Annotated in this window: 24 protein-coding genes and 1 tRNA gene; 16 read left to right on the top strand and 9 right to left on the bottom strand. The window is 72.2% G+C overall.

Annotated elements, in window-relative coordinates; genetic code table 11:
- The first annotated feature begins 111 nt into the window (after positions 1-111).
- A complete protein-coding gene (ptsP, locus tag AB6A69_RS04370; protein ID WP_371059864.1) occupies positions 112-2,349 on the top strand; it encodes a phosphoenolpyruvate--protein phosphotransferase in 2,238 nt (745 codons plus the stop codon).
- Positions 2,350-2,362: 13 nt separating this feature from the next.
- On the opposite strand, the gene AB6A69_RS04365 is transcribed toward ptsP, so the two are convergent.
- Positions 2,363-2,812 carry a nucleoside deaminase gene (locus AB6A69_RS04365; protein WP_371059862.1) on the bottom strand — a complete coding sequence of 150 codons (450 nt, stop codon included), beginning with the start codon at positions 2,810-2,812 and terminating at the stop codon, positions 2,363-2,365.
- Positions 2,813-2,873: 61 nt separating this feature from the next.
- Here AB6A69_RS04365 and AB6A69_RS04360 point away from each other — a divergent pair, with 61 nt between their 5' ends.
- The 7 genes from AB6A69_RS04360 to AB6A69_RS04330 all read left to right on the top strand — a co-directional run bounded on the left by AB6A69_RS04360 (position 2,874) and on the right by AB6A69_RS04330 (position 9,471).
- Positions 2,874-3,659, top strand: a complete 786-nt coding sequence (locus tag AB6A69_RS04360) for a pseudouridine synthase (RefSeq protein ID WP_371059861.1) — start codon at positions 2,874-2,876, stop codon at positions 3,657-3,659.
- Between the two features lie 138 nt (positions 3,660-3,797).
- Positions 3,798-4,007 (top strand): hypothetical protein, encoded by a 210-nt coding sequence (locus tag AB6A69_RS04355; protein ID WP_371059859.1) that lies wholly within the window; start codon positions 3,798-3,800, stop codon positions 4,005-4,007.
- Positions 4,007-4,912 carry a 5-bromo-4-chloroindolyl phosphate hydrolysis family protein gene (locus AB6A69_RS04350; protein WP_371059858.1) on the top strand — a complete coding sequence of 302 codons (906 nt, stop codon included), beginning with the start codon at positions 4,007-4,009 and terminating at the stop codon, positions 4,910-4,912. The genes AB6A69_RS04355 and AB6A69_RS04350 overlap by 1 nt, the downstream gene beginning before the upstream one ends.
- Before the next feature lie 10 nt (positions 4,913-4,922).
- Positions 4,923-6,122: a toxic anion resistance protein gene (locus AB6A69_RS04345; protein ID WP_371060040.1), complete on the top strand. Its 1,200-nt coding sequence runs from the start codon at positions 4,923-4,925 to the stop codon at positions 6,120-6,122.
- Positions 6,123-6,127: 5 nt separating this feature from the next.
- Complete coding sequence (locus tag AB6A69_RS04340) at positions 6,128-7,084, top strand: DUF2927 domain-containing protein (RefSeq protein ID WP_371060039.1); 957 nt, start codon at positions 6,128-6,130, stop codon at positions 7,082-7,084.
- Positions 7,085-7,157: 73 nt separating this feature from the next.
- The gene (locus AB6A69_RS04335) at positions 7,158-8,288 is read left to right on the top strand and encodes an SPFH domain-containing protein (protein WP_371059856.1); all 1,131 of its coding nucleotides are present in this window, start codon (positions 7,158-7,160) and stop codon (positions 8,286-8,288) included.
- 28 nt (positions 8,289-8,316) lie between these two features.
- On the top strand, positions 8,317-9,471 hold the full coding sequence (locus AB6A69_RS04330; protein WP_371059855.1) for a TFIIB-type zinc finger domain-containing protein: 1,155 nt from the start codon (positions 8,317-8,319) through the stop codon (positions 9,469-9,471).
- A 6-nt stretch (positions 9,472-9,477) separates the two neighbouring features.
- Here AB6A69_RS04330 and AB6A69_RS04325 read toward each other — a convergent pair whose 3' ends face one another.
- A complete protein-coding gene (locus AB6A69_RS04325) occupies positions 9,478-9,894 on the bottom strand; it encodes an Hsp20/alpha crystallin family protein (RefSeq protein WP_371036966.1) in 417 nt (138 codons plus the stop codon).
- A gap of 148 nt (positions 9,895-10,042) precedes the next feature.
- Between AB6A69_RS04325 and dtd the strand changes: the two genes are divergently transcribed.
- Together dtd and AB6A69_RS04315 are read left to right on the top strand one after the other, a co-directional pair.
- Complete coding sequence (gene dtd, locus AB6A69_RS04320; RefSeq protein WP_371056139.1) at positions 10,043-10,480, top strand: D-aminoacyl-tRNA deacylase; 438 nt, start codon at positions 10,043-10,045, stop codon at positions 10,478-10,480.
- Positions 10,481-10,565: 85 nt separating this feature from the next.
- Positions 10,566-11,075, top strand: a complete 510-nt coding sequence (locus tag AB6A69_RS04315; RefSeq protein ID WP_371036968.1) for a flavin reductase family protein — start codon at positions 10,566-10,568, stop codon at positions 11,073-11,075.
- 78 nt (positions 11,076-11,153) lie between these two features.
- Here AB6A69_RS04315 and AB6A69_RS04310 read toward each other — a convergent pair whose 3' ends face one another.
- A complete protein-coding gene (locus AB6A69_RS04310) occupies positions 11,154-12,383 on the bottom strand; it encodes a cytochrome P450 (protein ID WP_371059854.1) in 1,230 nt (409 codons plus the stop codon).
- A 142-nt stretch (positions 12,384-12,525) separates the two neighbouring features.
- On the opposite strand from AB6A69_RS04310, the gene glpX reads away from it, so the two are divergent.
- The 6 genes from glpX (at position 12,526) to glpK (ending at position 19,173) form a co-directional block, all read left to right on the top strand.
- Positions 12,526-13,491 carry a class II fructose-bisphosphatase gene (gene glpX / locus AB6A69_RS04305; protein WP_371059853.1) on the top strand — a complete coding sequence of 322 codons (966 nt, stop codon included), beginning with the start codon at positions 12,526-12,528 and terminating at the stop codon, positions 13,489-13,491.
- Positions 13,492-13,494: 3 nt separating this feature from the next.
- Entirely contained in the window at positions 13,495-14,052 is a 558-nt protein-coding gene (locus AB6A69_RS04300) for a cysteine hydrolase family protein (RefSeq protein WP_371059851.1), read from the top strand.
- Positions 14,049-15,797: a single-stranded-DNA-specific exonuclease RecJ gene (gene recJ, locus AB6A69_RS04295; RefSeq protein WP_371059849.1), complete on the top strand. Its 1,749-nt coding sequence runs from the start codon at positions 14,049-14,051 to the stop codon at positions 15,795-15,797. The genes AB6A69_RS04300 and recJ overlap by 4 nt, the downstream gene beginning before the upstream one ends.
- A gap of 98 nt (positions 15,798-15,895) precedes the next feature.
- Positions 15,896-15,970 (top strand) — tRNA-Glu (locus tag AB6A69_RS04290).
- A 92-nt stretch (positions 15,971-16,062) separates the two neighbouring features.
- Positions 16,063-17,661: a glycerol-3-phosphate dehydrogenase gene (glpD, locus tag AB6A69_RS04285; RefSeq protein ID WP_371059848.1), complete on the top strand. Its 1,599-nt coding sequence runs from the start codon at positions 16,063-16,065 to the stop codon at positions 17,659-17,661.
- Positions 17,662-17,667: 6 nt separating this feature from the next.
- Positions 17,668-19,173 carry a glycerol kinase GlpK gene (gene glpK / locus AB6A69_RS04280; protein WP_371059846.1) on the top strand — a complete coding sequence of 502 codons (1,506 nt, stop codon included), beginning with the start codon at positions 17,668-17,670 and terminating at the stop codon, positions 19,171-19,173.
- On the opposite strand, the gene AB6A69_RS04275 is transcribed toward glpK, so the two are convergent.
- The 6 genes from AB6A69_RS04275 to AB6A69_RS04250 form a co-directional block, all read right to left on the bottom strand.
- Complete coding sequence (locus AB6A69_RS04275) at positions 19,161-20,657, bottom strand: sulfatase-like hydrolase/transferase (RefSeq protein WP_371059845.1); 1,497 nt, start codon at positions 20,655-20,657, stop codon at positions 19,161-19,163. The two genes, glpK and AB6A69_RS04275, sit on opposite strands and share 13 nt — an antisense overlap.
- Positions 20,657-21,439: a phosphonoacetaldehyde hydrolase gene (gene phnX, locus AB6A69_RS04270; RefSeq protein WP_371059843.1), complete on the bottom strand. Its 783-nt coding sequence runs from the start codon at positions 21,437-21,439 to the stop codon at positions 20,657-20,659. The genes AB6A69_RS04275 and phnX overlap by 1 nt, the downstream gene beginning before the upstream one ends.
- A gap of 422 nt (positions 21,440-21,861) precedes the next feature.
- Positions 21,862-22,845, bottom strand: coding sequence for a diguanylate cyclase domain-containing protein (locus AB6A69_RS04265; protein WP_371059842.1), 984 nt, complete (start codon positions 22,843-22,845; stop codon positions 21,862-21,864).
- Between the two features lie 5 nt (positions 22,846-22,850).
- Positions 22,851-23,438: a heme NO-binding domain-containing protein gene (locus AB6A69_RS04260; RefSeq protein ID WP_371036978.1), complete on the bottom strand. Its 588-nt coding sequence runs from the start codon at positions 23,436-23,438 to the stop codon at positions 22,851-22,853.
- A 67-nt stretch (positions 23,439-23,505) separates the two neighbouring features.
- A complete protein-coding gene (locus AB6A69_RS04255; protein ID WP_371059840.1) occupies positions 23,506-25,266 on the bottom strand; it encodes a hypothetical protein in 1,761 nt (586 codons plus the stop codon).
- A complete protein-coding gene (locus AB6A69_RS04250; RefSeq protein WP_371059838.1) occupies positions 25,256-26,437 on the bottom strand; it encodes an amidohydrolase in 1,182 nt (393 codons plus the stop codon). The genes AB6A69_RS04255 and AB6A69_RS04250 overlap by 11 nt, the downstream gene beginning before the upstream one ends.
- Positions 26,438-26,475: the final 38 nt, after the last annotated feature.

The following is a 26,475-nucleotide window of genomic DNA, read 5'->3' as shown; positions in this document are numbered from 1 at the left end:
GCCGTTCCGCCGCGCCGCGGCACGCGAAGGAAGACGTTTCTTTCCGACCGCGGGTTGTGCTCTAAAGGCGTCCGGACGATGACCGACCGGGGCGAGGAGCGACAGCCAGGCATGCCCGACCGAGGCGAGAGCGAAAGCCGGAAGCTTCTGCGCCGGTTGCGCGAGGCGATGGCCGGCGAGAGCGCGGGTCAGGAACGGCTCGACAGGATCACCACGCTGATCGCCGAATCGATGGGCACCGAGGTCTGCTCCATCTACCTCTTCCGCGACCGCGAGACGCTGGAGCTTTGCGCGACCGAGGGGCTGAAGCCGGAGGCGGTGCACCAGACCCGGCTGCGGCTCGGCGAGGGCCTCGTGGGCCGGGTCGGCCGCTCGGGCCGGATCATCAACACGGAGAACGCCCCCGCCCTGCCGGGCTTCCGCTACATGCCGGAAACCGGCGAAGAGGCCTACACCTCCTTCCTCGGCGTGCCGATCCAGCGGCTGGGCGAGACGCTGGGCGTGCTGGTCGTTCAGTCGCGCGAGCCGCGCGGCTTCACCGCCGACGAGGTCTACGCGCTCGAGGTCGTGGCCATGGTCCTGGCCGAGATGGCGGAGCTCGGCGCCTTCGTGGGCGAAGGCGCGGCGATGACCGCGCGCCACCAGCAGCCGGTCACGCTGCGCGGCACGATCGGACAGGAAGGCGTCGCGATGGGTCACGTTTGGCTGCACGAACCGCGCGTGGTCGTCGCCAACCCCATTGCCGACGATCCCGACCGGGAGGCGGAGCGCCTGCGCGAGGCGGTGGACCGCCTGCGCGTGGGGGTGGACCGGATGCTCGACGGCGCGGCGGGCGGTGACGCCGAGCAGCTTCAGGTGCTCGAGGCCTACCGCATGTTCGCCAACTCGCCCGGCTGGTTGCGGCGGATGGAAGAAAGCGTGGCCAGCGGCCTGTCCGCCGAGGCCGCGGTCGAGAAGGAACAGTCCTCCGCACGGGCGCGCCTCACGCAGGTGAGCGACCATTATCTCCGCGACCGGCTGCACGATCTCGACGACCTGTCGAACCGCCTGCTGCGGCTGCTCACCGGCCAGGGCAAGGAGACCGGGGCGCAGATGCCGGCCGACCCGATCCTGATCGCGCGCAATATCGGGCCCGCGGAGCTTCTGGACTACGGCCGCGCGCTCAGGGGCGTGGTGCTGGAGGAAGGCTCGGTGGGCAGCCACGCCGCCATCGTCGCGCGCGCGCTCGCCATCCCGCTGGTGATCCACGCCGAGCGGATCACCACGGAGGCGCTCAACGGCGATCCGATCGCCGTGGACGGCGAGCAGGGCATCGTGCACCTGCGCCCCGACGACAGCATCGCCGCCGCCTTCCGCGACAAGATCGCGATGCAGGCGGAGGCGCAGGAACGCTACGCCTCGATCCGCGACAAGCCCGCCGAGACGCTTTGCGGCACCACGATCGGGATGCACATGAACGCGGGGCTCATGGCCGACCTGCCCTCGCTCGCGGGGTCGGGCGCCGAGGGCGTTGGGCTTTTCCGGACCGAGCTGCAGTTCCTTCTGCGCAACAAGATGCCGCGCCGGTCGGAGCTCTCGGCGCTTTACGCCCGGATCATGCAGGCGGCGCATGGCAAGCGCGTGGTGTTCCGCACGCTCGACATCGGCTCGGACAAGGTCCTGCCCTACATGACGGCCGTGGACGAACCGAACCCGGCGCTCGGCTGGCGCGCGATCCGCGTGGGCCTCGACAAGCCGGGCGTGCTGCGGATGCAGCTTCAGGCGCTGGTGCGGGCCGCCAATGGCGGGCCGCTTTCGGTGATGTTCCCCTTCATCGCGCAATACGAGGAATATGTCGCGGCGCGCGCCGAGATGGACAAGGCGCTGGAGCGCGAGCGCATCCTGGGGCACCCCCTGCCCTCCTCGCTGGACGTGGGGGCGATGCTCGAGACCCCGAGCCTCGCCTTCGCGCCGCGGCGTTTCTTCGAGGAGGTGGAGTTCCTCTCGATCGGCGGCAACGACCTCAAGCAGTTCTTCTTCGCCGCCGACCGTGAGAACGAGCTGGTGCGGCGGCGCTACGACACGCTCAATGTCAGCTTCCTGACCTTCATCGAGCAGATCGTGCGGCGCTGCGAGGAGACGGGCACGCCGCTTTCCTTCTGCGGCGAGGACGCGGGCCGCCCGGTGGAGGCGCTTTGCCTCGCGGCGATGGGCATCCGGCTCCTGTCCATGCGCCCGGCCTCCATCGGGCCGGTCAAGCACCTCTTGCGCCGCGCGCACCTGGGAGAGGTGCGCACGGTGATCGAGGGGGCACGCGAGCGCGGCGAGCAGTCGGTCCGCGCGGCCGTCATGGAGTATCTGAAACGCTGACGGGAACCCGGGATCAGCGGCGCGCGGCGAAGAAATCGCGCAGGAGCGCCGCGGCCTCCTCCTCGGCGATGCCGGGATAGATCTCCGGCACGTGATGCGCCTGCGGGTGGGTGAAGACGCGCGCCCCATGCGCCACGCCCCCGGACTTCGGGTCAGACGCGCCGTAATAGAGCCGCGCGATACGCGAGAAGGCGATGGCCTGCGCGCACATCGCGCAGGGCTCCAGCGTGACGTGGAGCGCATGGCCCGGCAGCCGTTCGGATCCCGCCGCCGCGCAGGCTTCGCGGAGCGCGAGGATCTCGGCATGGGCGGTCGGATCGCTGAGTTCGCGGGTCCGGTTGCCGGCACGCGCCACCTCCCGGCCCGCCGGGTCCACGACGACGGCGCCCACCGGCACCTCGCCCCGGGCCGCCGCCGCGCGCGCCTCGGCCAGCGCGGTCTCCATGTGCGAACGGAAGGTCATGGCGCCTGATGCCGCCCGCGCGACGCTTGCGCAAGGCCCGCGCGGGGCCTATGCGCGGGGCATGAGCGAGAAGACCCCCGAGGGCGAGCGCATCGCCAAGGTTCTGGCGCGGGCCGGCGTGGCGAGCCGGCGCGAGGCCGAGCGCATGATCGAGGCGGGCCGCGTGGCGGTGAACGGCCGCCGCGTGGAGCGCGCGGCGCTCAACGTCACGCCCGCCGACCGGATCACCGTGGACGGCCGGCCCGTCGGGGCGCCCGAGCCGCCGAGGCTATGGCTTTACCACAAGCCCACCGGTCTGGTGACGACGACCCGCGACGAGCAGGGCCGTCCCACGATCTTCGACGCGCTGCCCGAGGACATGCCCCGCGTCATGAGCATCGGACGGCTCGACCTGACCTCGGAAGGGCTTCTGCTGCTGACCAACGACGGCGCGATCAAGCGCCGGCTCGAGCTGCCCTCGACGGGCTGGACGCGCAAGTACCGGGTCCGCGTGAAGGGCACGCCCGCCGACGAGACGTTCGAGCCGCTGCGGCGCGGCCTGAGCGTGGACGGCGAGCGCTTTCAGCCGATGACCGTCACGCTCGACCGCCAGCAGGGCGCGAACGCGTGGCTGACCGTGGCGATCAAGGAGGGCAGGAACCGCGAGATCCGCCGCGCGATGACGGCCGTGGGCCTGACGGTGAACCGCCTGATCCGCATCTCCTACGGGCCCTTTCAGCTGGGCACGCTGAAGCCGGGCGCCGTGGAGGAGGTGCGCCAGCGCGTCCTGCGCGACCAGCTGGGTCTGGGCGAGACGAAAAGCGCGGCCCAGGGCAAGCCGAAGCTGCGCCGCCGGCGCCGGAGCTGAGCCGCCGTCACGAGGACGTTACACGCGTCTGCGCAAGCCCGGAAGGGGCGGTTCCGGCACGGGCGGCGCTCCGCCGCCGGGGCTGGCCCCGAAGCCCGCCATGGCCTATCGTGGCCGCGACCCTGACGCAGGAGCATCATGTCGCGACTTGTGCTAATCCTCGTGCTGGTGGCCGTGGTCACGGCCCTGGCCGCCATCGCCGTCGCTGTGATCTCCGAGACGGGGGAGCGCACCGGGCGCGCGATGGGGCGCCCCGGCGGGCGGCTCAACGCCGTGCAGCGCATGGCCTATCTGCTTCTCATGGCGGTCATGCTGGGCACCGCCACCGGCCTGCTGGAGGCGGGCTGATGGCGCGGCGCTACGGCGGACGGTTCAGCCCGGAGGCGGGGTCGGAGGAGACGGAGGGCGCGCATCGCCTGTCCACCACCGCGACGGAATTCCGGATCGCGCCCGGCGGGGCCCGCGTCAACCTGCTCTACCTTCCGGCCGCGGTGCTGGCCGTCTTCTCGCTGGGCGGCGGGCCCGAGCGGCTTGCCCTGGGGCTCATCGGCGCGAGCCTCTGGGCGCTGGCGGCCTGGCTGACGCGCGAGGGGCTGCGCGCCGAGGCCGCCTGGCACGACCGCAAGGTCGCCCGCCGCCCGGCGATGCCGCGCAAGCTTTCCGCCTCGCTCCTGGTGGGCATCGGCACGGCGGTCGCCGCGGGCAGCGGCAACGGGGATCTTCCGGGCGCGCTGCTTTACGGCGTGATCGGGGCGGCGTTGCACGTCACGGCCTTCGGCGTCGATCCGCTCACCGACAAGGGAATCGAAGGCGTGGACCGCTTCCAGCAGGATCGCGTGGCCCGCGCCGTGGACGAGGCCGAAAAGCACCTCACGGCGATGCGGGACGCCATCGCCCGGACCGGCGACCGCCAGATCGAGGCGCGGGTGGAGCGGTTTCTCGCCACGGCGCGGAAACTGTTCCGCACGGTCGAGAACGACCCCCGCGACCTGACCTCGGCGCGAAAGTTCCTGTCGGTCTACCTGATGGGCGCGCGGGACGCCTCGGTAAAGTTCGCGGAGGTCTATGCGCGCGGCCGCGACGCGGGGGCGCGCGCCGACTACCTCGCGCTGCTCGACGATCTGGAGCAGAATTTCGCCGCCCGCACGGAGAAGCTGCTGGCCAATGACCACGCCGACATGAGCGTTGAGATCGAGGTGCTGCGCGACCGCCTCAAGCAGGAGGGCCTTCGGGCCGACTACCAACAGGAGTGAGTCCATGCCGATGTCCGAAAACGTCCGCCAGGAGGCGGAAAAGACCCTTTCGCTTGTGGAGGAGATGAACGCCGTGGTGCTGCCCGATCCCGCCGAGACGTCCGAGATCGTCCCCCTGGACGAGGCCGATACCGCCAAGAGCGGCGAGATCCGGCGCCGCATGGACGAGATCGACATCGCCGACACGAACTCGATCGTCTCCTTCGGCTCCGCCGCCCAGGCCGAATTGCAGGAGATCAGCCAGGCCATGCTGGCCGACGTGCGCAACAAGGACGTGGGCCCGGCGGGCGATTCGCTGCGCGACATCGTCACCACGATCCGCGGCTTCTCGGTGTCCGAGCTGGACGTGCGCCGCGAGCGCAGCTTCTGGGAGCGCCTGCTCGGACGCGCGGCCCCGGCCGCGAAGTTCGCGGCGCGCTACGAGGACGTTCAGGGCCAGATCGACCGTATCACCGAGAACCTTCTGCACCACGAGCACCGGCTTCTGAAGGACATCAAGTCGCTCGACATGCTCTACGAGAAGACCCTGGGCTTCTATGACGAGCTCGCGCTCTACATCGCGGCGGGCGAGGCCAAGCTGAAGGACCTCGACGGCAACGACATCCCCGAGAAGGAAAAGGCGGTGGCCGCGGCGCCCGAGGACGATCAGGTGATGAAGGCGCAGGAGCTGCGCGACCTGCGCGCGGCGCGCGACGACCTGGAGCGCCGGGTCCATGACCTGAAGCTCACCCGGCAGGTGACGATGCAGTCGCTGCCCTCCATCCGCCTCGTGCAGGAGAACGACAAGAGCCTCGTCACCAAGATCAATTCCACCCTCGTGAACACCGTGCCGCTGTGGGAAACGCAGCTCGCACAGGCGGTCACGATCCAGCGCTCGGCCGAGGCCGCGGCCGCGGTGAAGGAAGCCTCGGACCTGACGAACGAATTGCTGACGGCGAACGCCGAGAACCTGCGCGCCTCTAACAAGGCGATCCGCCAGGAGATGGAGCGCGGCGTCTTCGACATCGAGGCCATCAAGAAGGCCAACGCCGATCTGGTCGGCACGATCGAGGAGAGCCTTCAGATCGCCGACGAGGGCAAGGCGCGCCGCGCCGCCGCCGAGCAGGAACTTCGAAAGATGGAGTCCGAGCTGCGCGACACGCTGTCCTCCGCCAAGGCGCGCGCCACGGGCACGGGCGACACCGCGGCGACCGCCGTTCCCAAGTCGTGAACGGGATGCGGCGGGCGCTCTTCGCGGCGCTTTGCGTCGTGCTGGCGGGATGCGATGCGGCACCGGTGCCGCCGGTCGCCGCCCCGCCCGCCCGACCGGACGAGCTGGCCCCGCCGCCCGCCCCCGCAGGGGATCCCACCGCGCGCGCCACGGAGAGCCGCCAGCTCGCGGCCTACTACGCAAGGGTGCAGGCCGACCTTCTGGCGCAGGGCCTGCTGCGCACCGACGGCGGCGGCCCCGACACGCCCTACGGGTCCGCGGATATCCTGCGCAACTTCGAGCGTATCGCCTTCTTCGACGAGTATACCCGCGGCGCCGGCCTGCGGCCGGGCCGGAACGTTTCCGGGCGGCTCAAGCGCTGGCCCGGGCCCGTGCGCATCGCGGCGGAATTCGGCGCCTCGGTGCCGCCCGCCCGACGCACCCGCGACGCCAACGCCGTGCGCGGCTACGCCGCGCGGCTGGCGCAGGTGACAGGGCATCCGATCTCGGTGAGTTCGCCGCGCGCCGCCAACTTCCATGTCCTGTTCATGGGCGAGGACGACCGCGACGAACTGCTCGCCCGCGTGCGCGGGATCGTGCCCGACATCGCGCCGGACGCGCTGGCGATCTTCGACGATCTGCCGCGCTCGATCCATTGCCTGGTGCTGGCGTTTTCGGGCACGTCGGGCGGATACGACTATGCCCGCGCCATCGCCTTCATCCGCGCCGAGCATCCCGACCTGATGCGCCTTGCCTGCATCCACGAGGAGATGGCGCAGGGCCTCGGGCTTGCCAACGACAGCCCTCGGGCGCGTCCTTCGATCTTCAACGACGACGACGAGTTCGCATTGCTCACCACTCATGACGAGGAGCTCCTGCGGCTGCTCTACGATCCGCGCCTCGAGATCGGCATGCGCCTCGAAGAGGCGCGGCCGATCCTGCGGGACATCCTCGAGGGCCGCGACGCCGCTCCGGAAAGCTGACGGGGCGCGCGGAGACTGGATTCGCCATCGCCGCGCGGTATGGTCTCCGCGGCGCGCAGCAAGGAGGCAGGCCATGCCGATCTTCGACTTTCTCTCCGGCCAGTTCATCGACGTCATCCACTGGACCGACGACACCCGCGACACCATGGTCTGGCGCTTCGAGCGCGAGGGGCACGAGATCAAGTACGGCGCGAAGCTGACCGTGCGGGAGGGGCAGGCGGCGGTCTTCGTCCACGAGGGGCAGCTCGCGGACGTGTTCACCCCGGGGCTCTATTTTCTCGAGACCAACAACATGCCGGTCCTGACCTCCCTGCAGCACTGGGACCACGGCTTCCGCTCGCCCTTCAAGTCCGAGATCTACTTCGTCAACACCACCCGCTTCTCGGACCTGAAATGGGGCACGAAGAACCCGATCATCGCCCGCGATCCCGAATTCGGACCGGTGCGGCTGCGCGCCTTCGGAACCTACACCGTGCGCGTCGCGGACCCCGCCCGCTTCCTGCAGGAGATCGTGGGCACCGACGGCGAGTTCACGATGGACGAGATCAGCTTCCAGATCCGCAACATCATCGTGCAGGAGTTCAGCCGCGCGCTCGCCTCCTCGGGCATCCCGGTGCTCGACATGGCGGCGAACACCCGCGATCTGGGCAAGCTCGTCGCGCGCGAGATCCAGCCGACGCTTGTCGAATACGGCCTCGAGATCCCGGAACTCTACATCGAGAACATCTCGTTGCCGCCGGCGGTGGAGCAGGCGCTCGACAAGCGCACCTCGATGGGGCTCGTGGGCGATCTGAGCCGGTACGCGGAGTTCTCCGCGGCAGAGGCGATGACAAGGGCCGCCGACAACCCGGCGGGCGGCGGCATGGCCGCAGGTCTCGGCGCGGGAATGGGGATGGCGATGGGATCGCGGATGGCGCAACCCGGTCCATGGGGAGGCGCGGCCCCGGGCGCCGGGCAGGGCGCGCAGCCTGTCGCCGCGCCGCCGCCCCCGCCGCCGGTGGAGCATGTCTGGCACATCGCCGAGAACGGGCAGACCCGCGGCCCCTTCTCGCGCGCCGATCTTGGCCGGATGGCCGTCGCGGGCGAGCTCGCCCGCAACAGCTACGTCTGGACCCAGGGACAGGATGGCTGGAAGCATGCCGAGGACGTGCCCGAGCTTGCCCAGCTCTTCACCGTGATGCCCCCGCCGCCGCCAGGCAGCTGAGGCCCGCGGCCCGCCGGACACCAGGCCCATGGCACCCGAACCGCCCCCGCCGCCCGACGCGCCCGCGCGCGCCGCGGCCCCGCTGGAGACGCACCGCTTCCCCTGCGAGGCCTGCGGCGCCGACCTGCGCTTCGAGCCTCGCGCGGGCCGGCTCGTCTGCGATCATTGCGGCAACACCGAGCCGATGGAGACCCATGACGGCGCCGCGGCCATCCGCGAGCTCGACTTCCGCGCGGCGCTGGAGCGGGCGCTGCCGCAGGCGGAGATGGAAGAGACGCGCGTCACCACCTGCCCCAACTGCGGCGCACAGGTGGAATTCGACCCCGAGCTTCATGCCCGGGACTGCCCGTTCTGCGCCACGCCCGTCGTCACCGACACCGGTATGCACCGCCACATCAAGCCGCACGGCGTGGTGCCCTTCGCCCTCGACGAGCGCGCGGCGCGGCAGGCGATGACGCGCTGGCTGGGCCGGCTCTGGTTCGCGCCGGGCGGGCTGAAGCAGTATGCCCGAAAGGGCCGGAAGATGCAGGGCATCTACGTGCCCTTCTGGACCTTCGACGCCGACACGGCGAGCCGCTACAGGGGCGAGCGCGGCACCGCCTACTACGAGACGCGCACCGTGATGCGGGACGGCAAGCGTGTGCAGCAACGCATCCGAAAGATCCGCTGGCGGCCCGCCTCGGGCCGCGTCGCGCGGTTCTTCGACGACGTGCTGGTGCTGGCCTCGCGCTCCCTGCCCAAGACCTTCACCGACGCGCTCGAGCCCTGGGACCTCGCCGCGCTCGAACCCTACCGCCCCGAGTTCCTCGCGGGGTTCCGGGCCGAGGGCTACCAGGTGGACCTCGCCCCGGGCTTCGAGGAAGCGCGGGCCCGCATGGACATGGTGATCCGCCGCGACGTGGCCTTCGACATCGGCGGCGACGCGCAGCGCATCCACGCCATCGATACCGATCTGCGCGACGTGACCTTCAAGCACATCCTGCTGCCGGTCTGGCTTGCCGCCTACAAGTATCGCGGGCGAACCTACCGCTTCGTCGTCAACGGCCAGACCGGGCGCGTTCAGGGCGAGCGGCCGTGGTCGGCCTGGAAGATCGCCCTCGCGGTGCTTGCCGGCCTGCTCCTGGCCGGGACCCTCGGCTTTCTTCTGGCCGCGAACCCCGACCTGCTGGAGCAGGGCTTCTGATCGCGATCAGCCCTTCCTGACGTCGATCCGGCGCGCGCCGGCGCTGCCGGTCATGCGGCGGGGCACCGTCACGGTCAGGACACCGTCCTTCATGTGGCCGTCCACCTTGTCCTGCTGCGCGTCCGAGGGAAGGCGGAAGGACCGGGTGAAGCTGCCGTACTGCCGCTCGCTGAAGAACCAGGTGTCGCCGCTTTCCTCGCGCTCCGACCTCTTTTCCCCCTTCACGGTCACCACGCCGTCATCCACCGAGACCTCGATGTCGTCCTCCGACACGCCGGGCAGTTCCATCGTGATCGTGTAGGACTCGTCGCTGCCCGAGGCATCCGACGCCGGTGCGAGCATCTCGGCGATGCGGGTGCCGAAGCTGCGAAACGGCTCGTAGAGCGAGGGCCAGAGGCCCGACATGCTGGATTTCTCGACCATTCGAATCTCCTCCGTCTTGAATGTTGGCGCGCGCAAGTCTGGCAAGGCGCGCGCCCGGCGTATTTGACCGGCGTCAAGCCTGCGCAGACTTGCATCGCCCGCTCCCGCGCGGCAGCGTGCCCCGGCGGCGAAACGGAGGCGAAGCGCCATGAAGGCAGTGTTGCAAAGGGTCTCGGAGGCGTCGGTGAGCGTCGGCGGCGCCGTCGTGGGCGAGATCGGCCCCGGGCTCATGGTCCTCGTCTGCGCCATGGAGGGCGACACCGAGGAGCAGGCGCGCAAGCTCGCCGCGAAGGCGGCGAAGCTGCGCATCTTCCGCGACGAGGACGGACGGATGAACCGCTCGATCCTCGACATCCGCGGCGCGGCGCTCGTCATCAGCCAGTTCACGCTCGCGGCCGACACATCGCGGGGCAACCGGCCGGGTTTCTCCGCCGCCGCACCGCCCGAGGAGGGCCGCCGCCTCTACGAAAGCTTCGCCGCGGCTCTTCAGGCCGAGGGCGTGCCCGTGGCGACCGGGCGCTTCGGCGCGGACATGCAGGTGAGCCTCGTCAATGACGGGCCGGTGACGATCCCGCTCGAGCTCTGACGGATCGGGGTTGGCAGCACGGCCCGGGATGCTAGGTAGCCCGCAGCGCGACGATTGGTCCAAGACGCAAGACAGGATCCGCCAAGTGCCGAATGCCGAGTTCCAGGATTTCGTGCCGGGCGCCGGCGCGGAGCGCGACTTCCGCGACGCGCTGGGCCGTTTCGCGACCGGCGTGACCGTCGTGACCTGCGCGGGCGCGGACGGGCCGGTCGGCATGACGGCCAACAGCTTCTCGAGCCTGTCGCTCGACCCGCCGCTCATCCTCTGGGCACCGGCGCGCGGCTCCCACCGCTTCCCGGCCTTCGACGCCGCGGGCCACTTCGCCGTGCATGTCCTCGGTGCCGATCAGGACGAGATCTGCCAGGCCTTCGCGAAGAACGCCGATGCCTTCGACCTTCTCGACTGGCACAAGACACCGGAGGGCGTGCCGGTGTTCGACGCCTGTCTCGCGCGTTTCGAATGCGCCAAGCGCGCGGCCCACGACGGCGGCGACCACGAGATCCACGTGGGAGAGGTCCTGCGCGCCCGCAGCCGCGAGGGATCCCCGCTCATCTTCTTCGGCGGCGCCTACGGCGGCCTCGCCGGCCGCCCGTGATCGAGGGGGCGGCGTCGTCGAGGCGCTGACCGGCGGGACATGGCGGGCAGGCAGCCCGCCGCAAGCGCCCGGAAACTGTCAGGCAAGCTCCGCCGGCAGATGCGCGTGGCCGCGAAAGCGGATGCGCCCGCCCGATCGTCTGCCGGCAACGACGCGATAGCCGGGAAACCGCGCGAGGAACCGCCCCACCGCGACTTTCCCCTCGAGCCGGGCGAGGCTCAGCCCGACGCAGACATGCGGCCCGCCCGCGAAGGCGAGGTGGCGGTTGGGCGTGCGGCCGATGTCGAATCGGTGGGGCTCGGGGAACTGCGCGGGGTCGCGGTTCGCCGCACCGATCACGAGGTGCAGGTTCGTGCCCGGCGCGATGGTCTCGCCGCCGATCTCGACCGTTTCGGTCGTCTCCCGGTTGCCGAGCTGATTGGGCGACGCGTAGCGCAGGACCTCCTCGATCGCCGGGCCGAGCAGATCCGGATCCTCCAGCAGGCGCGCCTTCTGGTCCGGATGATCGTGAAGCAGCGCCAGCGCGTTGCCGATGAGGTTCGTGGTGGTCTCGTGCCCGGCGTTCAGGATGAAGATGCAGTTCTGCAGAAGCTCGGTTTCCGAAAGCTGGCCGTCCGCCCCCTCCCCCCGGATGAGACGGGTCAGCACGTCCGTCTCGGGGTCCCCCGGCCGGGCGCGGCGGCGCGCCACGAGATCCTCCAGATAGGCCGTGAATTCCGCCACGGCCGCATTGCCCCGGGCGAGGTGATCTTCGGACAGGGCCGGCTCCAGCGCGCCCAGGATCGCGAGCGACCAGTCGCGCAGCGGCCCGCGTTCCTCCATCGGCACGTCGAGCAGGTTGCCGATGATCTGGATCGGGATCGTGCTGGCGTAATCCTCCACGAGATCCACGGCCGCACCCCCGCGCCCCCGCTCGGCCATGCGCTCGAGCAGCGCGTCCACGACCGCGACAAGCCCCGGCTCCATCCGGGCGATGGCGCGCGGCGTGAGCGCCGAGGTCATGATCCGGCGCACGCGGGTGTGCAGCGGCGGGTCGTTGAAGACGAGCGACGTGGTGTGGTGGGTGTAAAGCGGTGTGCCCTCCCCGAACTTGGGCGCGAACGCCACCGTCTTGTCCGACGAGAAGCGGCGCGTGTCCCGGTAGATGCGGTCGAGATCCGCGTGGCGCGCCACCAGCACCGAACCGTCGGGCTGGCGCAGCACGGGCGCATGGGCAAGGAGCCCGGCATAAACCGGGAACGGATCGTCGGCGAAGCCCGGCGGCGGCGCCATCAGGTCGAAGCCGCGCGCCTCGGCTGTGGTGATCATGGCCCATCCTCCCGTCGCGGTGACCGGGGCGGAACCTGCCCCAGCGCCCGTGGCTTGGCAAGCCGGGCGCGCGCGCCTTGTCTCGCCCCCGCCCGGCGGCTACACCCGCGCCAGGCGTCAACCAGCGCGAGGGACAGGACAGATGGCCACCGCCGCAGATTTCAACGACCGCATGCTCTCGCTCGGGCTGGCGCGCGTGGCCGAACAGGCCGCCATCGCCGCCTCGGACCTCGTGGGACGGGGCGACGAGAAGGCCGCCGACCAGGCCGCCGTGAACGCCATGCGCGAGCAGCTGAACCGGCTCGACATCGCGGGGCGGGTGGTCATCGGCGAGGGCGAGCGCGACGAGGCGCCGATGCTCTTCATCGGCGAGGAGGTCGGCACCGGGAACGGCCCCGCCGTCGACATCGCGCTCGATCCGCTCGAGGGCACCACGCTCACCGCCAAGGACATGCCCGGCGCGCTCACCGTCATCGCCATGGGGCCGCGCGGCTCGATGCTGCATGCGCCCGACGTCTACATGGAGAAGCTCGCGGTGGGGCCCGGCTATCCCGAAGGCGTGGTGACGCTCGACATGGCCCCGGCGGAGCGGGTGCGCGCGCTCGCCGCCGCGCGCGGCTGCGCCACCGCGGACATCACCGTCTGCATCCTGGAACGGCCGCGCCATGCCGGGATGATCGCCGACGTGCGGGCCACGGGCGCGGCGATCCGGCTCATCACCGACGGGGACGTGGCGGGCGTGATGCACTGCGCCGAGGCGGAGATCACCGGCATCGACATGTACATGGGCACCGGCGGCGCGCCCGAGGGGGTGCTGGCCGCCGCCGCGCTTCGGTGCATGGGCGGGCAGATCCTGGGGCGGCTCGTCTTTCACGACGACGACGAGCGCGAGCGCGCCGCGCGCGCTGGCATCACCGACCTGAACCGCGTCTACGCGCTGGGGGACATGGTGCGCGAGGACGTGATCTTCGCCGCCACCGGCGTCACCGACGGCTCGCTCCTGCCCGGGATCCGGCGCCGCCCCGGCTGGGTCGAGACCGAGACGGTGCTCATGCGGTCCCGCACCGGGTCCGTGCGCCGGGTGAGCTACCGCTCTCCCCTGCGCTGAGGCATGCCGGCGGCGGCCCTCATCCTGATCGACATCCAGACCGGCTTCGACGCCGCGAGCTGGGGCGAGCGCAACAACCCGGACGCCGAGGCGCGCGCGGCCGCCCTGCTTTCGGCGTGGCGGGCGCGGCGCGACCCGGTCGTGCATGTCCGGCACGTCTCGACCGATCCGGGCAACCCCCTCGCCGGGGCGGGCACGCGGTTCAAGCCGCAGGTCGCGCCGGTCGAGGGAGAGACCGTCATCGAGAAATCCGTGAACGCGGCCTTCATCGGAACGACGCTCGAGGACCGCTTGCGGGGGCTCGGCGTGCGGGATCTCGTGCTTTGCGGCCTGACCACGCCGCATTGCGTCTCGACGACCGCGCGCATGGCCGCCAATCTCGGCTTCTCCGTCCGGCTCGCTCATGATGCCTGCGCGGCCTTCGCGACCAATGCGGACATGAGCTGGTGCGGCGGCGAACCGATGCCGCCCCAGGCCGTCCACGATGCGGCGGTCGCCCATCTGCATGGCGAATTCGCGCAGGCCCTGTCCGTCGCGGATCTGCTGGAGGCGCCCCGGTGAGCGCCTATCTCGGCGTCGATCTCTCGCTGACCGGTCGCCGCTGGGAGGGGCCGGACGCCGAACTGCTCCGGCAGGCCGAGGCCATCGCCCAGCGCACCGATCTCGCGCCCGCCGTCTGCGCGACGCTGGCGCGCGCCGGCGTCGCGCCCGAGGCGGCCGAGGGCTACCTGTCGCCCCAGCTTCGCGAGCTTCTGCCCGACCCGAAGGGCCTGCGCGACATGGAGCGCGCGGCGGCGCGCATCGTCTCGGCCGCGACCCGGGGCGAGCGGATCGCGATCTTCGCCGATTACGACGTGGATGGCGGCGCTTCGGCGGCGCTGCTCCTCGACTGGCTCGCCGCTGTGGGGCGCGGCGCCACGCTTTACGTCCCCGACCGCATCGACGAGGGCTACGGGCCCAACGTCCCGGCCATGCGCGCGCTCGCGGCCGAGCACGACCTGATCGTCTGCGTGGACTGCGGCACCCTCAGCCACGACCCCGTGGCCGCCGCCGAAGGCGCGGATGTCGTCGTGCTCGACCATCACCTCGCCGGAGAGACGCTGCCGCCGGCCCATGCCGTGGTGAACCCGAACCGCCAGGACGAGGACGGACGCCTGGCGCATCTCTGCGCCGCCGGGGTGGTCTTCCTGATGCTGGTAGAGGCGGGCCGGCAACTGCGCGCAGCGGGGCGCACGGGGCCGGACCTCGTGCCGCTTCTAGATCTCGTGGCGCTCGCGACCGTCGCCGACGTTGCCCCGCTCACCGGGGTCAACCGCGCGCTCGTGCGCCAGGGGCTGAAGGTGATGGGCTGGCGCGAACGCCCGGGCCTGGTCGCGCTCGCCGACGTGGCGCGGCTCGACCGCGCGCCGGATCCTTACGCGCTGGGCTTCGTGCTGGGGCCCCGGATCAACGCGGGCGGACGCGTGGGACAGGCCGACCTGGGCGCCCGGCTTCTGGCCACCCGCGACGCGGCCGAGGCCGAGGCGCTCGCCCGCAGGCTCGAGGCGCTCAACGAGGAACGGCGCGGGATCGAGGCGTCGGTGCGCGCCTCCGCGATGGCCCAGGCCGAGGCGCGCGGGCTCGACGCGCCGCTCGTCTGGGCGGCGGGCGAGGGCTGGCACCCGGGCGTGGTCGGCATCGTCGCCTCGCGCCTCAAGGAGGCCGCCAACCGGCCCGCGGTGGTGATCGGGCTCGAGGGCGGCGAGGGCAAGGGCTCCGGCCGGTCCGTCGCGGGCGTCGATCTCGGCGCGGCGGTGCAGAGGCTCGCCGCCGAGGGGCTTCTCCTCAAGGGCGGCGGGCATCGCATGGCGGCCGGCCTCACGGTGGCGCCGGAGCACCTCGAGCCCGCCATGGCACGGCTCGCCGAACTTCTCGCGCGGCAGGGCGCGGGCGCGGCGGGCCCGCGGGCGCTCAGGCTGGACGGCACGCTCATGCCCGGCGCGGCGACGCCCGAACTCGTGGAGGCGCTCGAGGCGGCAGGCCCCTTCGGCGCCGGGGCGGCGGCGCCGCGATTCGCCTTTCCCGACCTCGCCATCCGCCACGCGAAGCGCGTGGGCGAGACGCATCTGAAGCTTTCGCTGTCCGACGGCATGGGCGGCACGATCGACGCCATCGCCTTCGGCGCCTTCGAGGGCGATCTCGGGCCCCGCCTCGAAGCCCATGGCGGCGCCCGCGTGCATGTCGCGGGGCGGCTGGAAATGAACCACTGGCGCGGCCGGTCGACGGTGCAGCTTCGCCTCGAGGATGCCGCCTTCGCGGGCGCCTGAGCCGCGCCCCGAGGGCAAGCCCCGCGCAGGCCGGAACGGCACATTTTCCCCTTGCAAGCCCGCGCCGGTTTTCCTATTCACCCGTCACGCTTGGCCAAGGCCCGTTCGTCTATCGGTTAGGACGCCAGGTTTTCAACCTGGAAAGAGGGGTTCGATTCCCCTACGGGCTGCCAGCGCCTTCATCCCCGCTCCCTAGCGCCGACGCCCATTGACCCGCGCGCATGCTTCGTGGTTCAGCTTTCACGCGCCCGCAGCGAGGTTTCCGATGCCGCCCATGACGTCCGACGACCACGTTCTCGATCTCTTTGTCGTGGGCGGGGGCGTGAACGGGTGCGGGATCGCGCGGGATGCGGCCGGGCGGGGTCTGTCGGTCGGGCTCGCAGAGAAGGGCGACATCGGCGGCGCGACCTCCTCGGCCTCGACGAAGCTCTTTCACGGCGGGCTGCGCTACCTGGAATATTTCGAGTTCCGCCTCGTGCGCGAGGCGCTGGCCGAGCGCGAGATCCTGCTCGCCGCCATGCCGCATATCGCCTGGCCCATGCGCTTCGTCCTGCCGGTGGACCCGTCGCTGCGCGTCGGCGCGGACACGCCCGCGGGGCGCTGGCTCGGCCGCCTCATGCCCTGGGCGCGGGGGCGGCGGCCGGCCGCGATGATCCGCGCCGGGCTTCTGCTTTACGATGCGATGGGCGGGCGGAAGGTGCTGCCGGCGAGCCGTGCGCTCGACCTTGCGCGCGATCCGGCGGGCGCGGGGCTGCGGCCCGGCCTGGGCCGCGCCTTCGAGTATTCCGACGTCTGGGTGGAGGATAGCCGTCTCGTCGCGCTCAACGCGCGCGACGCCGTGCGCCTCGGCGCCCGCATCTGGCCCCGGCAGGAAGTCGTGGAGGCACGGGCCGTGGACGGTTTCTGGCGGGTCCGCCTGCGCTGCACGCGGACCGGCGCGGCGCGCGAGGTTCACGCCCGCGCCCTCGTCAACGCCGCCGGGCCCTGGGCGGCGGAGGTGCTGTCGGGCGCGATCGGGCGCAACGCCGCGGCGCGCGTGCGCCTCGTGCGCGGCAGCCACATCGTCACCCGCCGCCTCTTCGACCACGACAGGGCCTACTTCCTGCAGGGCGAGGACGGGCGCATCGTCTTCGCCCTGCCCTACGAGCGCGACTTCACCCTGATCGGCACCACCGACGCGCCGCACCCCGACGCCGATACCGCCCCGGTCTGCACCGAGGCGGAGGCCGACTACCTTCTGGCCTTCGTGAACCGCTGGTTCCGCGCGCCGGTGTCGCGGGACGACATCGTCTGGCGCTTCGCGGGCGTCCGGCCGCTTTACGACGACGGCGCGGCCTCGGACACCGCGGCGACGCGCGACTACGTTCTCGATCTCGACACGGCCGTCGGCGCGCCGCTGCTCAGCGTGTTCGGCGGCAAGATCACCACCTACCGGCGTCTCGCCGAGGCGGCGCTGGCGCGGCTCGCGCCCGACCTGCCTGCGATGGGCCGTCCCTGGACGGCGGGCGCGCCGCTGCCCGGCGGCGATCTTCCGCTCGACGAGGTCGAGGCGCGGATCGCCGCGCTGCGCGCCGCGTATCCATTCCTTGCGGACGACGGGGCGCGGCGGCTTTTCCGCGCCTACGGCACCGACGCCGAGACGATCCTCGGCACCGCGCGGTGCGCCGAGGACCTCGGCCGGTCCTTCGGCGCCACGCTCACGGAGGCGGAGGTCGCCTGGCTCATGGCCCGCGAATTCGCCATGACGGCGGAGGATGTGGTCTGGCGGCGCTCCAAACTGGGCCTGCGGCTCTCGCCCGACCAGATCGCGGCGCTCGACGACTGGATGCGCGCGGCCCGTGGGGCGGCCGCGGCCGCGGAGTAGGGACCCATGCGCCACGTTCTCGCCATCGACCAGGGCACCACCTCCACACGCGCCGTGGTCTTCGACGAAGCCCGCCGCCCCGTCGCCCAGGCGAGCCAGGAGTTTCCACAAAGCTACCCCGCCCCGGGCTGGGTTGAGCATGACCCCCTCGACCTGTGGTCGACCGCCGCGGCCACGGCGCGCGCCGCGATCGAGCAGGCCGGACTGCACGCCGGCGACATCGCCGCGCTCGGGCTGACGAACCAGCGCGAGACCACGCTTTTGTGGGACCGCGCCAGCGGCAAGCCGCTTTACCCCGCCATCGTCTGGCAGGACCGGCGGACCGCGCCCGCCTGCCGCGCGCTTGCCGCGGCGGGCCACGAGGCCGCCGTCACCGCGCGGACGGGACTTCTGCTCGATCCCTATTTCTCGGCCACGAAGCTCGCCTGGCTTCTCGACAACGTGGAAGGCGCGCGGGCGCGGGCCGCGCGCGGCGAGCTGGCCTTCGGCACGGTGGACAGCTGGCTTCTCTGGAACCTCACCGGCGGCAAGGTCCACGCGACCGACGCCACCAACGCCGCGCGCACCATGCTCTACGACATCCACGCGGGCGAATGGTCCGCGGAGCTCTGCGCGCTCTTCGACATCCCCGAGGCCGTTCTGCCCGAGGTCCGCGACTGCGCGGACAATTTCGGAGAGACCCGGGCGGACCTTTTCGGGCGGCCGATCCCGATCCTCGGCGTGGCGGGCGACCAGCAGGCGGCGGCCATGGGGCAGGCCTGTTTCGCGCCCGGCATGGTGAAATCCACCTACGGGACGGGCTGCTTCGCGCTTCTCAACACGGGCGAGACGCCGGTGGCGTCGCGCAACCGGCTGCTGACGACCGTCGCGGCGCGGCTGAACGGGCGGACGACCTACGCGCTCGAGGGCTCGATCTTCATAGCGGGCGCGGTGGTGCAATGGCTCCGCGACGGGCTGGGACTCGTGCGCCGCGCCGAGGAGACGCAGCCCCTGGCCGAGGCGGCGGACCCCGAGAGCGGGGTCGTGCTCGTCCCGGCCTTCACCGGGCTCGGCGCGCCCTACTGGGCGCCGGACTGCCGGGGCGCGATCTTCGGGCTCACGCGGAACTCCGGCCCGGCGGAACTTGCCCGCGCGGCGCTGGAAAGCGTGGGCTTCCAGACCCGCGACCTCCTGGAGGCGATGCAGGCCGACTGGCCCGAGGCCGGGGAGGCGGTGCTGCGGGTCGACGGCGGCATGAGCGCGAGCGACTGGACGATGCAGTTCCTGGCCGACATCACCGGCGCGCCGGTGGATCGCGCCGAGGTCCTCGAGACGACGGCCCTCGGGGCGGCCTGGCTCGCCGGCCACCGGGCCGGGCTTTATCCCGGCCCAGAAGAGGCGATGGCGGCCTGGGCGCGCGACCGCCGCTTCGCGCCCACCATGGGCGACAAGACCCGGGCGGCGAGATACGCGGCGTGGAAACGGGCCGTCGCCGCGGCGATGGCCGCCTCGGGCGCGGATCAGCCGGCGTAGAAGTCCCAGACGGCGCGGTTCGCGAGCGTGCGGTCCATGAGCCGCGCGCGATCGGCCAGAAGCGCCTCGGCCTGGGAAAGCCGCGCGGGCGCGCATGCCGGGTCCGCCGCGCGGTTCACCAGGCAGTCGGGATCCTCGTCCAGATCGTAGAGCGCAGGCGGCAGGCCGGGGCTTGCCATGTAGAGGTGCCGCCCGTCCATCCGGCATTGGAGCACGCAATCCTCCGGGGCGAGACCGAAGCGCGCCGCGTCCTCGCCCAGAAGCAGGCGGAAATCGAACTCCCAGAGCGCGGCCGCGCGCCAGCGGCGGGGCGCCTGCCCGTCGAGAAAGGGCGTCAGCGAGGCCCCGTCGGGCGCGTGTGACGGTGCGACACCCATCAGCTCGGCAAGGGTCGGAAAGATGTCCGCGGCCGAGGTGAACGCCTCGATGCGCCCCGCGCCGCGCCCCGGTACGCGGATCATCAGCGGGATGTGATAGCTTTGCGGGAAGAAGTCGCCCTTTCCCAGCATCCAGTGGTCGCCCATCATCTCGCCGTGGTCGGAGGTGAAGACGATCACCGTCTCCTCCCACTGCCCCGCCGCGCGAAGCGCCTCGAAGATCCGGCCGAGCTGCGCGTCCACTTCCGAGACGAGACCGTGGTAGAGCGCGCGGAGCCGCGCGAAATCCCGCGGCGTGAGGTCCCGTGCCCGTCCCGCGCCGCCTCCCACGAAATCCGAAAGCTGCTGGTAGCCTTGTATCGCCGCCACGAAGGGATGCTGCGCGGCCTCCGCGTCCGGGTCGGCGTGACGCGCGAATTCCGGCCCCTCCTCCTCGCCATACATAGAGGCATAGGGCTCGGGCACGGCGAAGGGCGGGTGCGGGCGCAGGAAGCTCAGATGTGCGAACCAAGGCCGGTCGATGGGCTGCTCGGCCCGCCACTGAAGGAAGGCGTCGGCGAGGAAGGCCGTCTGGGTCTCCTCGCTCGAATAGACCGGCGGACGGCGCGAGATGCGCGCGCCCTCCTCGGGTGGCACCCGGTGCATCGCGCCCGGGTCAGAGATGTCATGGCCCCGCGCGCCGAGCCAGCTCACCCAGGGCCGCTCCGCATCGTCGAGGTTGAGCCGTACCCGGAACCCCGGCAGCACGCCTTCGAACGTGGCAAGCGCGGGGTCGGCCGGCGCGAGGTGGCGGGGATCGGGCGCGGTGTCGGTGTAGCCGAAGAGGGTGGGCAGGTAGCCCGCGCGCCGGGCGGCGAGCGCGAGGTTGTCGAAACGCGCGTCGAGCCCCGCGCCGTTCCACACCACCCGGTGGTTCATCTGGTAGAGCCCGGTATAGAGCGACGCGCGCGCCGGCGAGCAGGGCGCGCAGGTGGCGTAATGCCGCGCGAAGAGCGTGGCCTCCTCCGCCAGCCGGTCGAGCGCGGGGGTCCGCACGACATGACCGAGCGCGCCCAGCGTGTCGCCGCGCCACTGGTCGGCGGTGATGAAAAGGATGTTGGGCCGCATCACGCCACCTCCAGCCGGTCGAGAAGCGCGGGCAGGTCCGCCACCGTGTCGATGACGTGATCGGCGCCCGCCTCCTTCAGCATTACCGTGGCGCCCGCGCGCAGCCGCTCCACCTCGTGCGCGTGCATCGCGGCGAGTTCCCCGGGCGTGCACCCGACCGCGTTGCCCGAAAGCGCCACGCCCACGGTGACGCAGCCCGCCGCCACGCCTTCGGCGATGCCGGGCGCGGTGTCGTCCACCTTGATCACGGACGCGGGCGGGTAGACGACGAGGTCGATGAAGCACTGGTACATGCAGAGCGGGCCGGGCCGCCCCTCGGGCAGGTCGTCGGCGCAGACGAGATTGTCGGGGGCGTAGCCCTGTTCGGCCGCCTTCGGCAGCACCCGCTCCATGATCGAGCGGGTGTAGCCCGTGGTGGAGCCAATCTTCATGCCGCGCGCCCGCAGGTTTTCGACGGTCTCGACGGTGCCGGGCACGAGGGTGGCGTAATCCGCGACGACCTCCTCGTTCATCGGCACGAAGACCTCGTAGACGCTGTCGACGTCCGCCGCCCGCGGCGCGTGGCCGAAGCGCGCCTGCCACTGATCGGCGATCCCGGGCATCTCCAGCATGGCCCGGACATGGTCCCGCTTCGCCGCGCCCATGGGTGCGCGGGCCTGTGCCACGCTCGCCTCGATCCCGAAGCGGCGGAACGCCTCGACGAAAACGGCCATCGGCGCGAAGGACCCGAAATCGATCGTGGTGCCCGCCCAGTCGAATACCGCCGCCTTGAACCGTGCCATGAATCGCCCCCCTCTCGGCCCGCCCGGCGCGTGCGACGCGCGGCCCTGAACGGCGCATCGCGCGCCACGCCCCTTTTCCTGCAACACTTCGCAGGCCGCCGCCACCATCTCGTGTATCGCCCCGGCATCGAGCGGGCCGATGCCGCCGCCTGATCGACCACCGCCGCCTTGACCCGGGCCCCGCCGGGCCTTGGAGGGTGGCTAGAAGGCGGCACGCCGCCAGGACGCGTGTCGCCGCCGGGCGCAGGGGCGCGGGCGCCACGCCTGCCGGCGCGCACCGGCGCAGCGGAATTGCCGCGTGTGCTGCGCGGTCACGAAAGACGGCCGGCCCGCCACGGGACCAAGCCTTCGCAGGCGCCGCGGGGCGCTTGCCGGCGACGGGGCGGGCCGCGCCCGGCATTCGGGGTGCCCGCGGCCCGGGGTCAGCCGCTGTCGGCCTCCCGTGGTGCGCCGAAACGATGCCGGCCGCGCCCTGCGTTCTTCGCGGCGTAAAGCGCGGCATCGGCGTCGGCGAGCATCCGGGCAGGCTCCGGCCGGGGATAGTCCCCGGACATGACAGAGCCCGCACTGGCCGCGATATGCGCCGCGCGGCCGTCCACGACGATGGGCCTTGCGAGGCGATCGATGATGCGCCGTGCGACACCTGCGACGGCGGCGCGGTCCTTCGGAGCCTCGAGCACGAGCACGAACTCGTCGCCGCCGATGCGCGCGACCGTATCGCGGGCGCGCGTCTCTTCCACCAGGACACGCGCCACGACCTGAAGCACCTGGTCCCCCGCCGGGTGGCCCAGCGTGTCGTTGACGTCCTTGAAATGATCGAGGTCGATCTGCGTGAGCGCGAAACGCACCCCGCCCGCGGCCAAGCGTTCCAGCACATGCTCCAGCGCGCGGCGGTTCTTCAGGCCGGTCAGGGTGTCGGTGAAAGCCTGTTCCTCGGCCGAGATGCGCGCGGCCTGAAGGCGCAGGTTCAGCCTGCGCGACGCCTCCATCGCCGCGGATTTCGCCTCGATCAGGTAGAGCATCTCCACCGCGAGATCGGTGCCCGCGAAATCGGCGCTGGTCAGCGAGAAATCCCGCACCCCGTCGAGGATCGAGATCCCGAAGGACAGGTTGACGACGGCGCCATCGCCGGCCGGCAGGGCCACCAGCACGCCTTTCAGCTTGGTGTGCGGCGCCGCGCAGCGCCGCAGGTGCAGCTTCGTGGAGGCCATGGCCATGAGTTCGTCCATGTCCTGCATGGCGCGCGGGCGGGTCACCTCGAAGAGGTCGAGAAAGCGCCGGCCGGCCAGCGGCGCGTCGGGAAAGAGCTTCGCGAGGGTCGGGCCGGCATGCGCGACGCGCCCCCCGGGGTCGAGCCGCGCGTGCATCGGGCAGAGCGCATCCAGTATCCCGTCCGGAAACCGCATCCGTTTCAGAGCGCTTGCGCGCCGAGGTCGAAGCGCCGCCCCTCGGCGAAGGAGGATTCGTAAAGCGTGATGTCGATGATGTCCTCCTCGTCGGATGCGAGGGCGAGTTCGAGGTAGGCGAGCGCGCCGTAGTCGTCCGCCATGGCGCGCAGAAGCCCGACGAAAACATGCCCGACGCCCGCAGGCCCGCCGCGGCAGGACAGGCGGAACCGGCCGGATCCCCGCTCGGCCAGTTCGAGTTCGGGCAGGTCGAGGTCGGCCACGGCGAGGCGCGCCCGCTCGGGCAGATCGTCCAGCGAATGGAGGAAGTCGAGAAAGCTGTCGCCGCCGAAGCGCATCAGCCGGCGCAGCGCCTCGGTGTTGCGGTGGGAGACGAGGTAGGTTCCCAGATCCTCGAGCAGCGCCTCGCGCGGCTTGTCCAGCACATCCTCCGCCGCGGAGAGAATGCGCGGCGCGAGCGCCGGATCGTAGCTCAGCATCGCCTCGAACCCGGCCATTTCCAGCCCGGCGCGGTGCGCGATCCCGTCCCACCGCGATGCGCCATAGGTGTCGATGATGAACGATTGTATCGCCCGGTTGATCAGACCATGCATTCCGCGTCCCGCGCCGGTGAAACCGCGGCGAGGATGCCGCTCGCGGCTTAAGATTTCCCGAACGCGTTCAATTGTCCGGAACGAGGCGTCGGCCGCCGATCGACAGGGCGCGCGCACCGCTGGGCACGAGCTCGAAACGGCCCTCCCGAAGGGCTTCCAGCGCATCGGCGGGAAGAATGGCGGGTGTGCCGGCGGCAAGATCCCGCGCCGCACCGGCAGGCCGCAACCCGCCGTCGTGAAGGTCGTAGGCGCGCACCTCCACAGGGCCGTCCGCGCTGCGAAGGAAGGCGAGCACCTGCGCGGGCCCCTCGCCCGCGCGCAGCCGCGCGGCCAGCAGCGCGCAGCCCGGCCGGCCCTCGGCGTCGCGCCGGGCGCAGGCGTCCTGCCAGTCGCGCAGCACCGCGGACGGAAGCGCCGCGAGCGCGCCTTGGGGAAGCTCGGCGTCGCCAAGCACCGGCATCACGCCCGCCAGCGCCGCGGCGAGCGCCTCCGCCTCGGCGCGTTCGATCGTTCTCGCGAAGCCGCGCGGTCCCTCCGCCTCCTCTAGCGCGGCAAGCCTTGTCCGGAGCGCCGCACCGTCGCGCTCCTCCGCAAGCGCGGACAGGTGCGCGACCGCCCGCGCGCCGGGTTTTCCCCACTCATGCGCCATCTCCCACAGCGGCACCTCGTCGAGCGGCAGGCGCGCTTGCTGGTACCGGACGAGCTGGCTTTGCGCCGACCACCGCTCGGGCGCGACAAGCGGGGTCAGCCAGAGCGCGCCGATCACCGCGCTTGCGGGCATCAGCACGACGGCTGCGCGCCGAAGCCGTACCGGCCAGTCGCCGCCGGGCAATGCGGCAAGCGCGAAGGCGAGCGTCCAGGCCAAAAGCAGCCCCGCCCCGAACGCCGCGGTCACGCGCGGCGGGGTCCAGCCATAGGACCCGACCCGCTGCGCGATCGACAGCGCCGCGGCGCCGGCCAGGATCGGCAGCAGCAGCGCCAGCATCCGCGTGGCGCCCCGCATCGCGGCGCCCCGCACCTCATCCTGCGGGCCGCGATCCACCGCCCCCGCGACGAGGACCAGGCCCGCCGCCGCCATCGACATCAGCACCGGGGCGGGCGACAGGCCGCCCAGAAGCATCCCGAGCCCCCGCAGCGGCAGGGCGAGCACGAAAACCGCCACCACCGGAAGAAGCGCCGGGACGAGAAGCCGCAGAAGGCGCAAGACAAGCACGGGCGACAGAAGCGCCGCGTAGTCCTCGGCGACGGCAAGGCCGAGCCCGATCGCCGCGCCGCTGAAAATCCACGGCACCGGGTCGATCTCGAGGATCCGGTCGATCGCATCGACGCCCACGAGACCCAGAAGCGCGTCGGACAGGCCGATCACCGCCCAGGCCAGCCCGAGGAACACCGCCGCGGCCGCCGTCCGCATCGCGATCGACCAGACCGCGTCGAAGACCGCCGCGGGATCGCGCCAGCCGCCTGGCGCCGCGAGCCCGGCCAGCGCGACCGGCGCTCCGAAGCCGCCGTAAAGGCCGAGCGCGACGAGCGGATGGCCCGCCCGCAGGGTTTGCGGGACGGAGACGAAACCCAGCGCCGCCCACCACATGAGCGCCGCGGCCGGGACCGCGAGCGCCGCCGCCCCCGCCGCGGCGCGCCGAAATCCCAGCGGGCCGGTGAAGAGCAGCGTGAGCCCGAACCAGCCCGCCGCGGCGATGACCGACACGAGGTGCAGCCGGGGTTCGGCGAAGGCGTCGCGGAAGACGTCGAGCAGAAGCCACCCCGCGACGCCCGCCGCGCCCCCGAGGCCCGCGAGCGCGACGCGCCGGAGGCGCCGGTCAGCCGCCATCGGCACGCCCCAGCAGATCGTCGAGGACCTCCGAGAACAGGGCCACGCCCTCGGCGATGAGCGCGTCGGGGAAATCGTAGCCCGCGTCGTGAAGCGGCGGCTGGTCTGCCCCGGCGCCCAGCAGCAGAAGCGCGCCGGGCGCCGCCGCGCCGAACCGGCCGAAATCCTCGGAAAACCGCATGGGCAGCCCGTCGTCCGAAACCGAGAGGCCTGCGGCCGCCGCGCCGCGCGCGAGGGCCCGGGCCGGTTCCCGCGCGTTCACGCAGGCGGCGAAGACATCCTCCCACCCGACATCGAGGACGAGGCCGTGCCCCGCGGCCGCCGCCTCGGCCAGCGCCCGGGCCTCGTCCACGAGCGTTTGCATCGCGTCGTCATCCCGGGTGCGAAGCGTGGCGAAAAGCTCGGCCCGCCCGGGGGAGATGCCGAAGGCGGGCGCGCCCATCCGCGCATGGGTGAGCGTGACCATGCGAAAGCCCGGGTCCGCGGGGCCTGCCCCGGCGCAAAGCGCGGGCAGTTCTTGCAGCAGGCGCGACAGGGCCGGGGCGGGTGACAGGCCGGTCTCGGGGCTGGAGGCGTGGGCCTCGCGGCCGCGCAGCCTGATCCGCATCCCCCGCGACGCGCAGCAGGCCGGGCCGGGCGCCACCCGGACCGCGCCGCGCGGCAGGCCCGGCAGGTTGTGAAGCGCCACCGCCATGTCCGGCGCGATCTCGGCGAAGCGCGGATCGGCGAGCACGGCCGCCGCCCCCGCGCCCGTCTCCTCGGCGGGCTGAAAGAGAAGGATCGCGCGGCCGCTCGCGGGACGGACCCGGCCGAGACGCCGCGCCAGCCCGGCGAGGATCGCCATGTGCCCGTCATGGCCGCAGAGATGAGCCCGCCCCGAGAATTCCGAGACATGCGGCACGCTGCTTTCCTCGGCGATCGGCAGCGCGTCGAGTTCCGCGCGGACCAGAATCGCGGGGCCCGGCGCCGCCCCAGCCCACGTCGCGGCCACGCCGTGCCCGCCGAGCCCCGTCCATATCCGGTCGGGCCCCTGCGCGGCGAGCATCCGGGCCACGGCCGCGGCGGTCTCCGCCTCCGCGCCCGACAGTTCCGGTCGGCGGTGAAGGGCGCGGCGCCAGTCGGCGAGCGCGCCAAGGTCTTCCGGGCCGAGATCGCTGGGGTGCACGGTCATGGCCGCCACTCCGCCCCGCCCCCGCGGTGGTGTCAAGC

This window comes from Rhodosalinus sp. 5P4 (assembly GCF_041365695.1).
Classification (GTDB): domain Bacteria; phylum Pseudomonadota; class Alphaproteobacteria; order Rhodobacterales; family Rhodobacteraceae; genus Rhodosalinus.
Note: the sequence above shows the minus strand (reverse complement) of the source record. Positions and strands in the feature narration are given on the sequence as shown.

Bases quoted from the DNA above. Each gene is read 5' to 3' on its own strand.
- AB6A69_RS04260 (WP_371036978.1), bottom strand. From the start codon at position 23,438: ATGCATGGTCTGATCAACCGGGCGATACAATCGTTCATCATCGACACC.
- AB6A69_RS04275 (WP_371059845.1), bottom strand. From the start codon at position 20,657: ATGCGGCCCAACATCCTTTTCATCACCGCCGACCAGTGGCGCGGCGAC.
- glpK (WP_371059846.1), top strand. From the start codon at position 17,668: ATGCGCCACGTTCTCGCCATCGACCAGGGCACCACCTCCACACGCGCC.
- AB6A69_RS04310 (WP_371059854.1), bottom strand. From the start codon at position 12,383: ATGATCACCACAGCCGAGGCGCGCGGCTTCGACCTGATGGCGCCGCCG.
- dtd (WP_371056139.1), top strand. From the start codon at position 10,043: ATGAAGGCAGTGTTGCAAAGGGTCTCGGAGGCGTCGGTGAGCGTCGGC.
- AB6A69_RS04345 (WP_371060040.1), top strand. From the start codon at position 4,923: ATGTCCGAAAACGTCCGCCAGGAGGCGGAAAAGACCCTTTCGCTTGTG.
- phnX (WP_371059843.1), bottom strand. From the start codon at position 21,439: ATGGCACGGTTCAAGGCGGCGGTATTCGACTGGGCGGGCACCACGATC.
- AB6A69_RS04355 (WP_371059859.1), top strand. From the start codon at position 3,798: ATGTCGCGACTTGTGCTAATCCTCGTGCTGGTGGCCGTGGTCACGGCC.
- AB6A69_RS04255 (WP_371059840.1), bottom strand. From the start codon at position 25,266: ATGGCGGCTGACCGGCGCCTCCGGCGCGTCGCGCTCGCGGGCCTCGGG.
- AB6A69_RS04365 (WP_371059862.1), bottom strand. From the start codon at position 2,812: ATGACCTTCCGTTCGCACATGGAGACCGCGCTGGCCGAGGCGCGCGCG.
- AB6A69_RS04360 (WP_371059861.1), top strand. From the start codon at position 2,874: ATGAGCGAGAAGACCCCCGAGGGCGAGCGCATCGCCAAGGTTCTGGCG.
- AB6A69_RS04340 (WP_371060039.1), top strand. From the start codon at position 6,128: ATGCGGCGGGCGCTCTTCGCGGCGCTTTGCGTCGTGCTGGCGGGATGC.
- AB6A69_RS04335 (WP_371059856.1), top strand. From the start codon at position 7,158: ATGCCGATCTTCGACTTTCTCTCCGGCCAGTTCATCGACGTCATCCAC.
- AB6A69_RS04250 (WP_371059838.1), bottom strand. From the start codon at position 26,437: ATGACCGTGCACCCCAGCGATCTCGGCCCGGAAGACCTTGGCGCGCTC.
- AB6A69_RS04325 (WP_371036966.1), bottom strand. From the start codon at position 9,894: ATGGTCGAGAAATCCAGCATGTCGGGCCTCTGGCCCTCGCTCTACGAG.
- AB6A69_RS04350 (WP_371059858.1), top strand. From the start codon at position 4,007: ATGGCGCGGCGCTACGGCGGACGGTTCAGCCCGGAGGCGGGGTCGGAG.
- AB6A69_RS04330 (WP_371059855.1), top strand. From the start codon at position 8,317: ATGGCACCCGAACCGCCCCCGCCGCCCGACGCGCCCGCGCGCGCCGCG.
- AB6A69_RS04300 (WP_371059851.1), top strand. From the start codon at position 13,495: ATGCCGGCGGCGGCCCTCATCCTGATCGACATCCAGACCGGCTTCGAC.
- AB6A69_RS04265 (WP_371059842.1), bottom strand. From the start codon at position 22,845: ATGCGGTTTCCGGACGGGATACTGGATGCGCTCTGCCCGATGCACGCG.
- ptsP (WP_371059864.1), top strand. From the start codon at position 112: ATGCCCGACCGAGGCGAGAGCGAAAGCCGGAAGCTTCTGCGCCGGTTG.
- glpX (WP_371059853.1), top strand. From the start codon at position 12,526: ATGGCCACCGCCGCAGATTTCAACGACCGCATGCTCTCGCTCGGGCTG.
- glpD (WP_371059848.1), top strand. From the start codon at position 16,063: ATGCCGCCCATGACGTCCGACGACCACGTTCTCGATCTCTTTGTCGTG.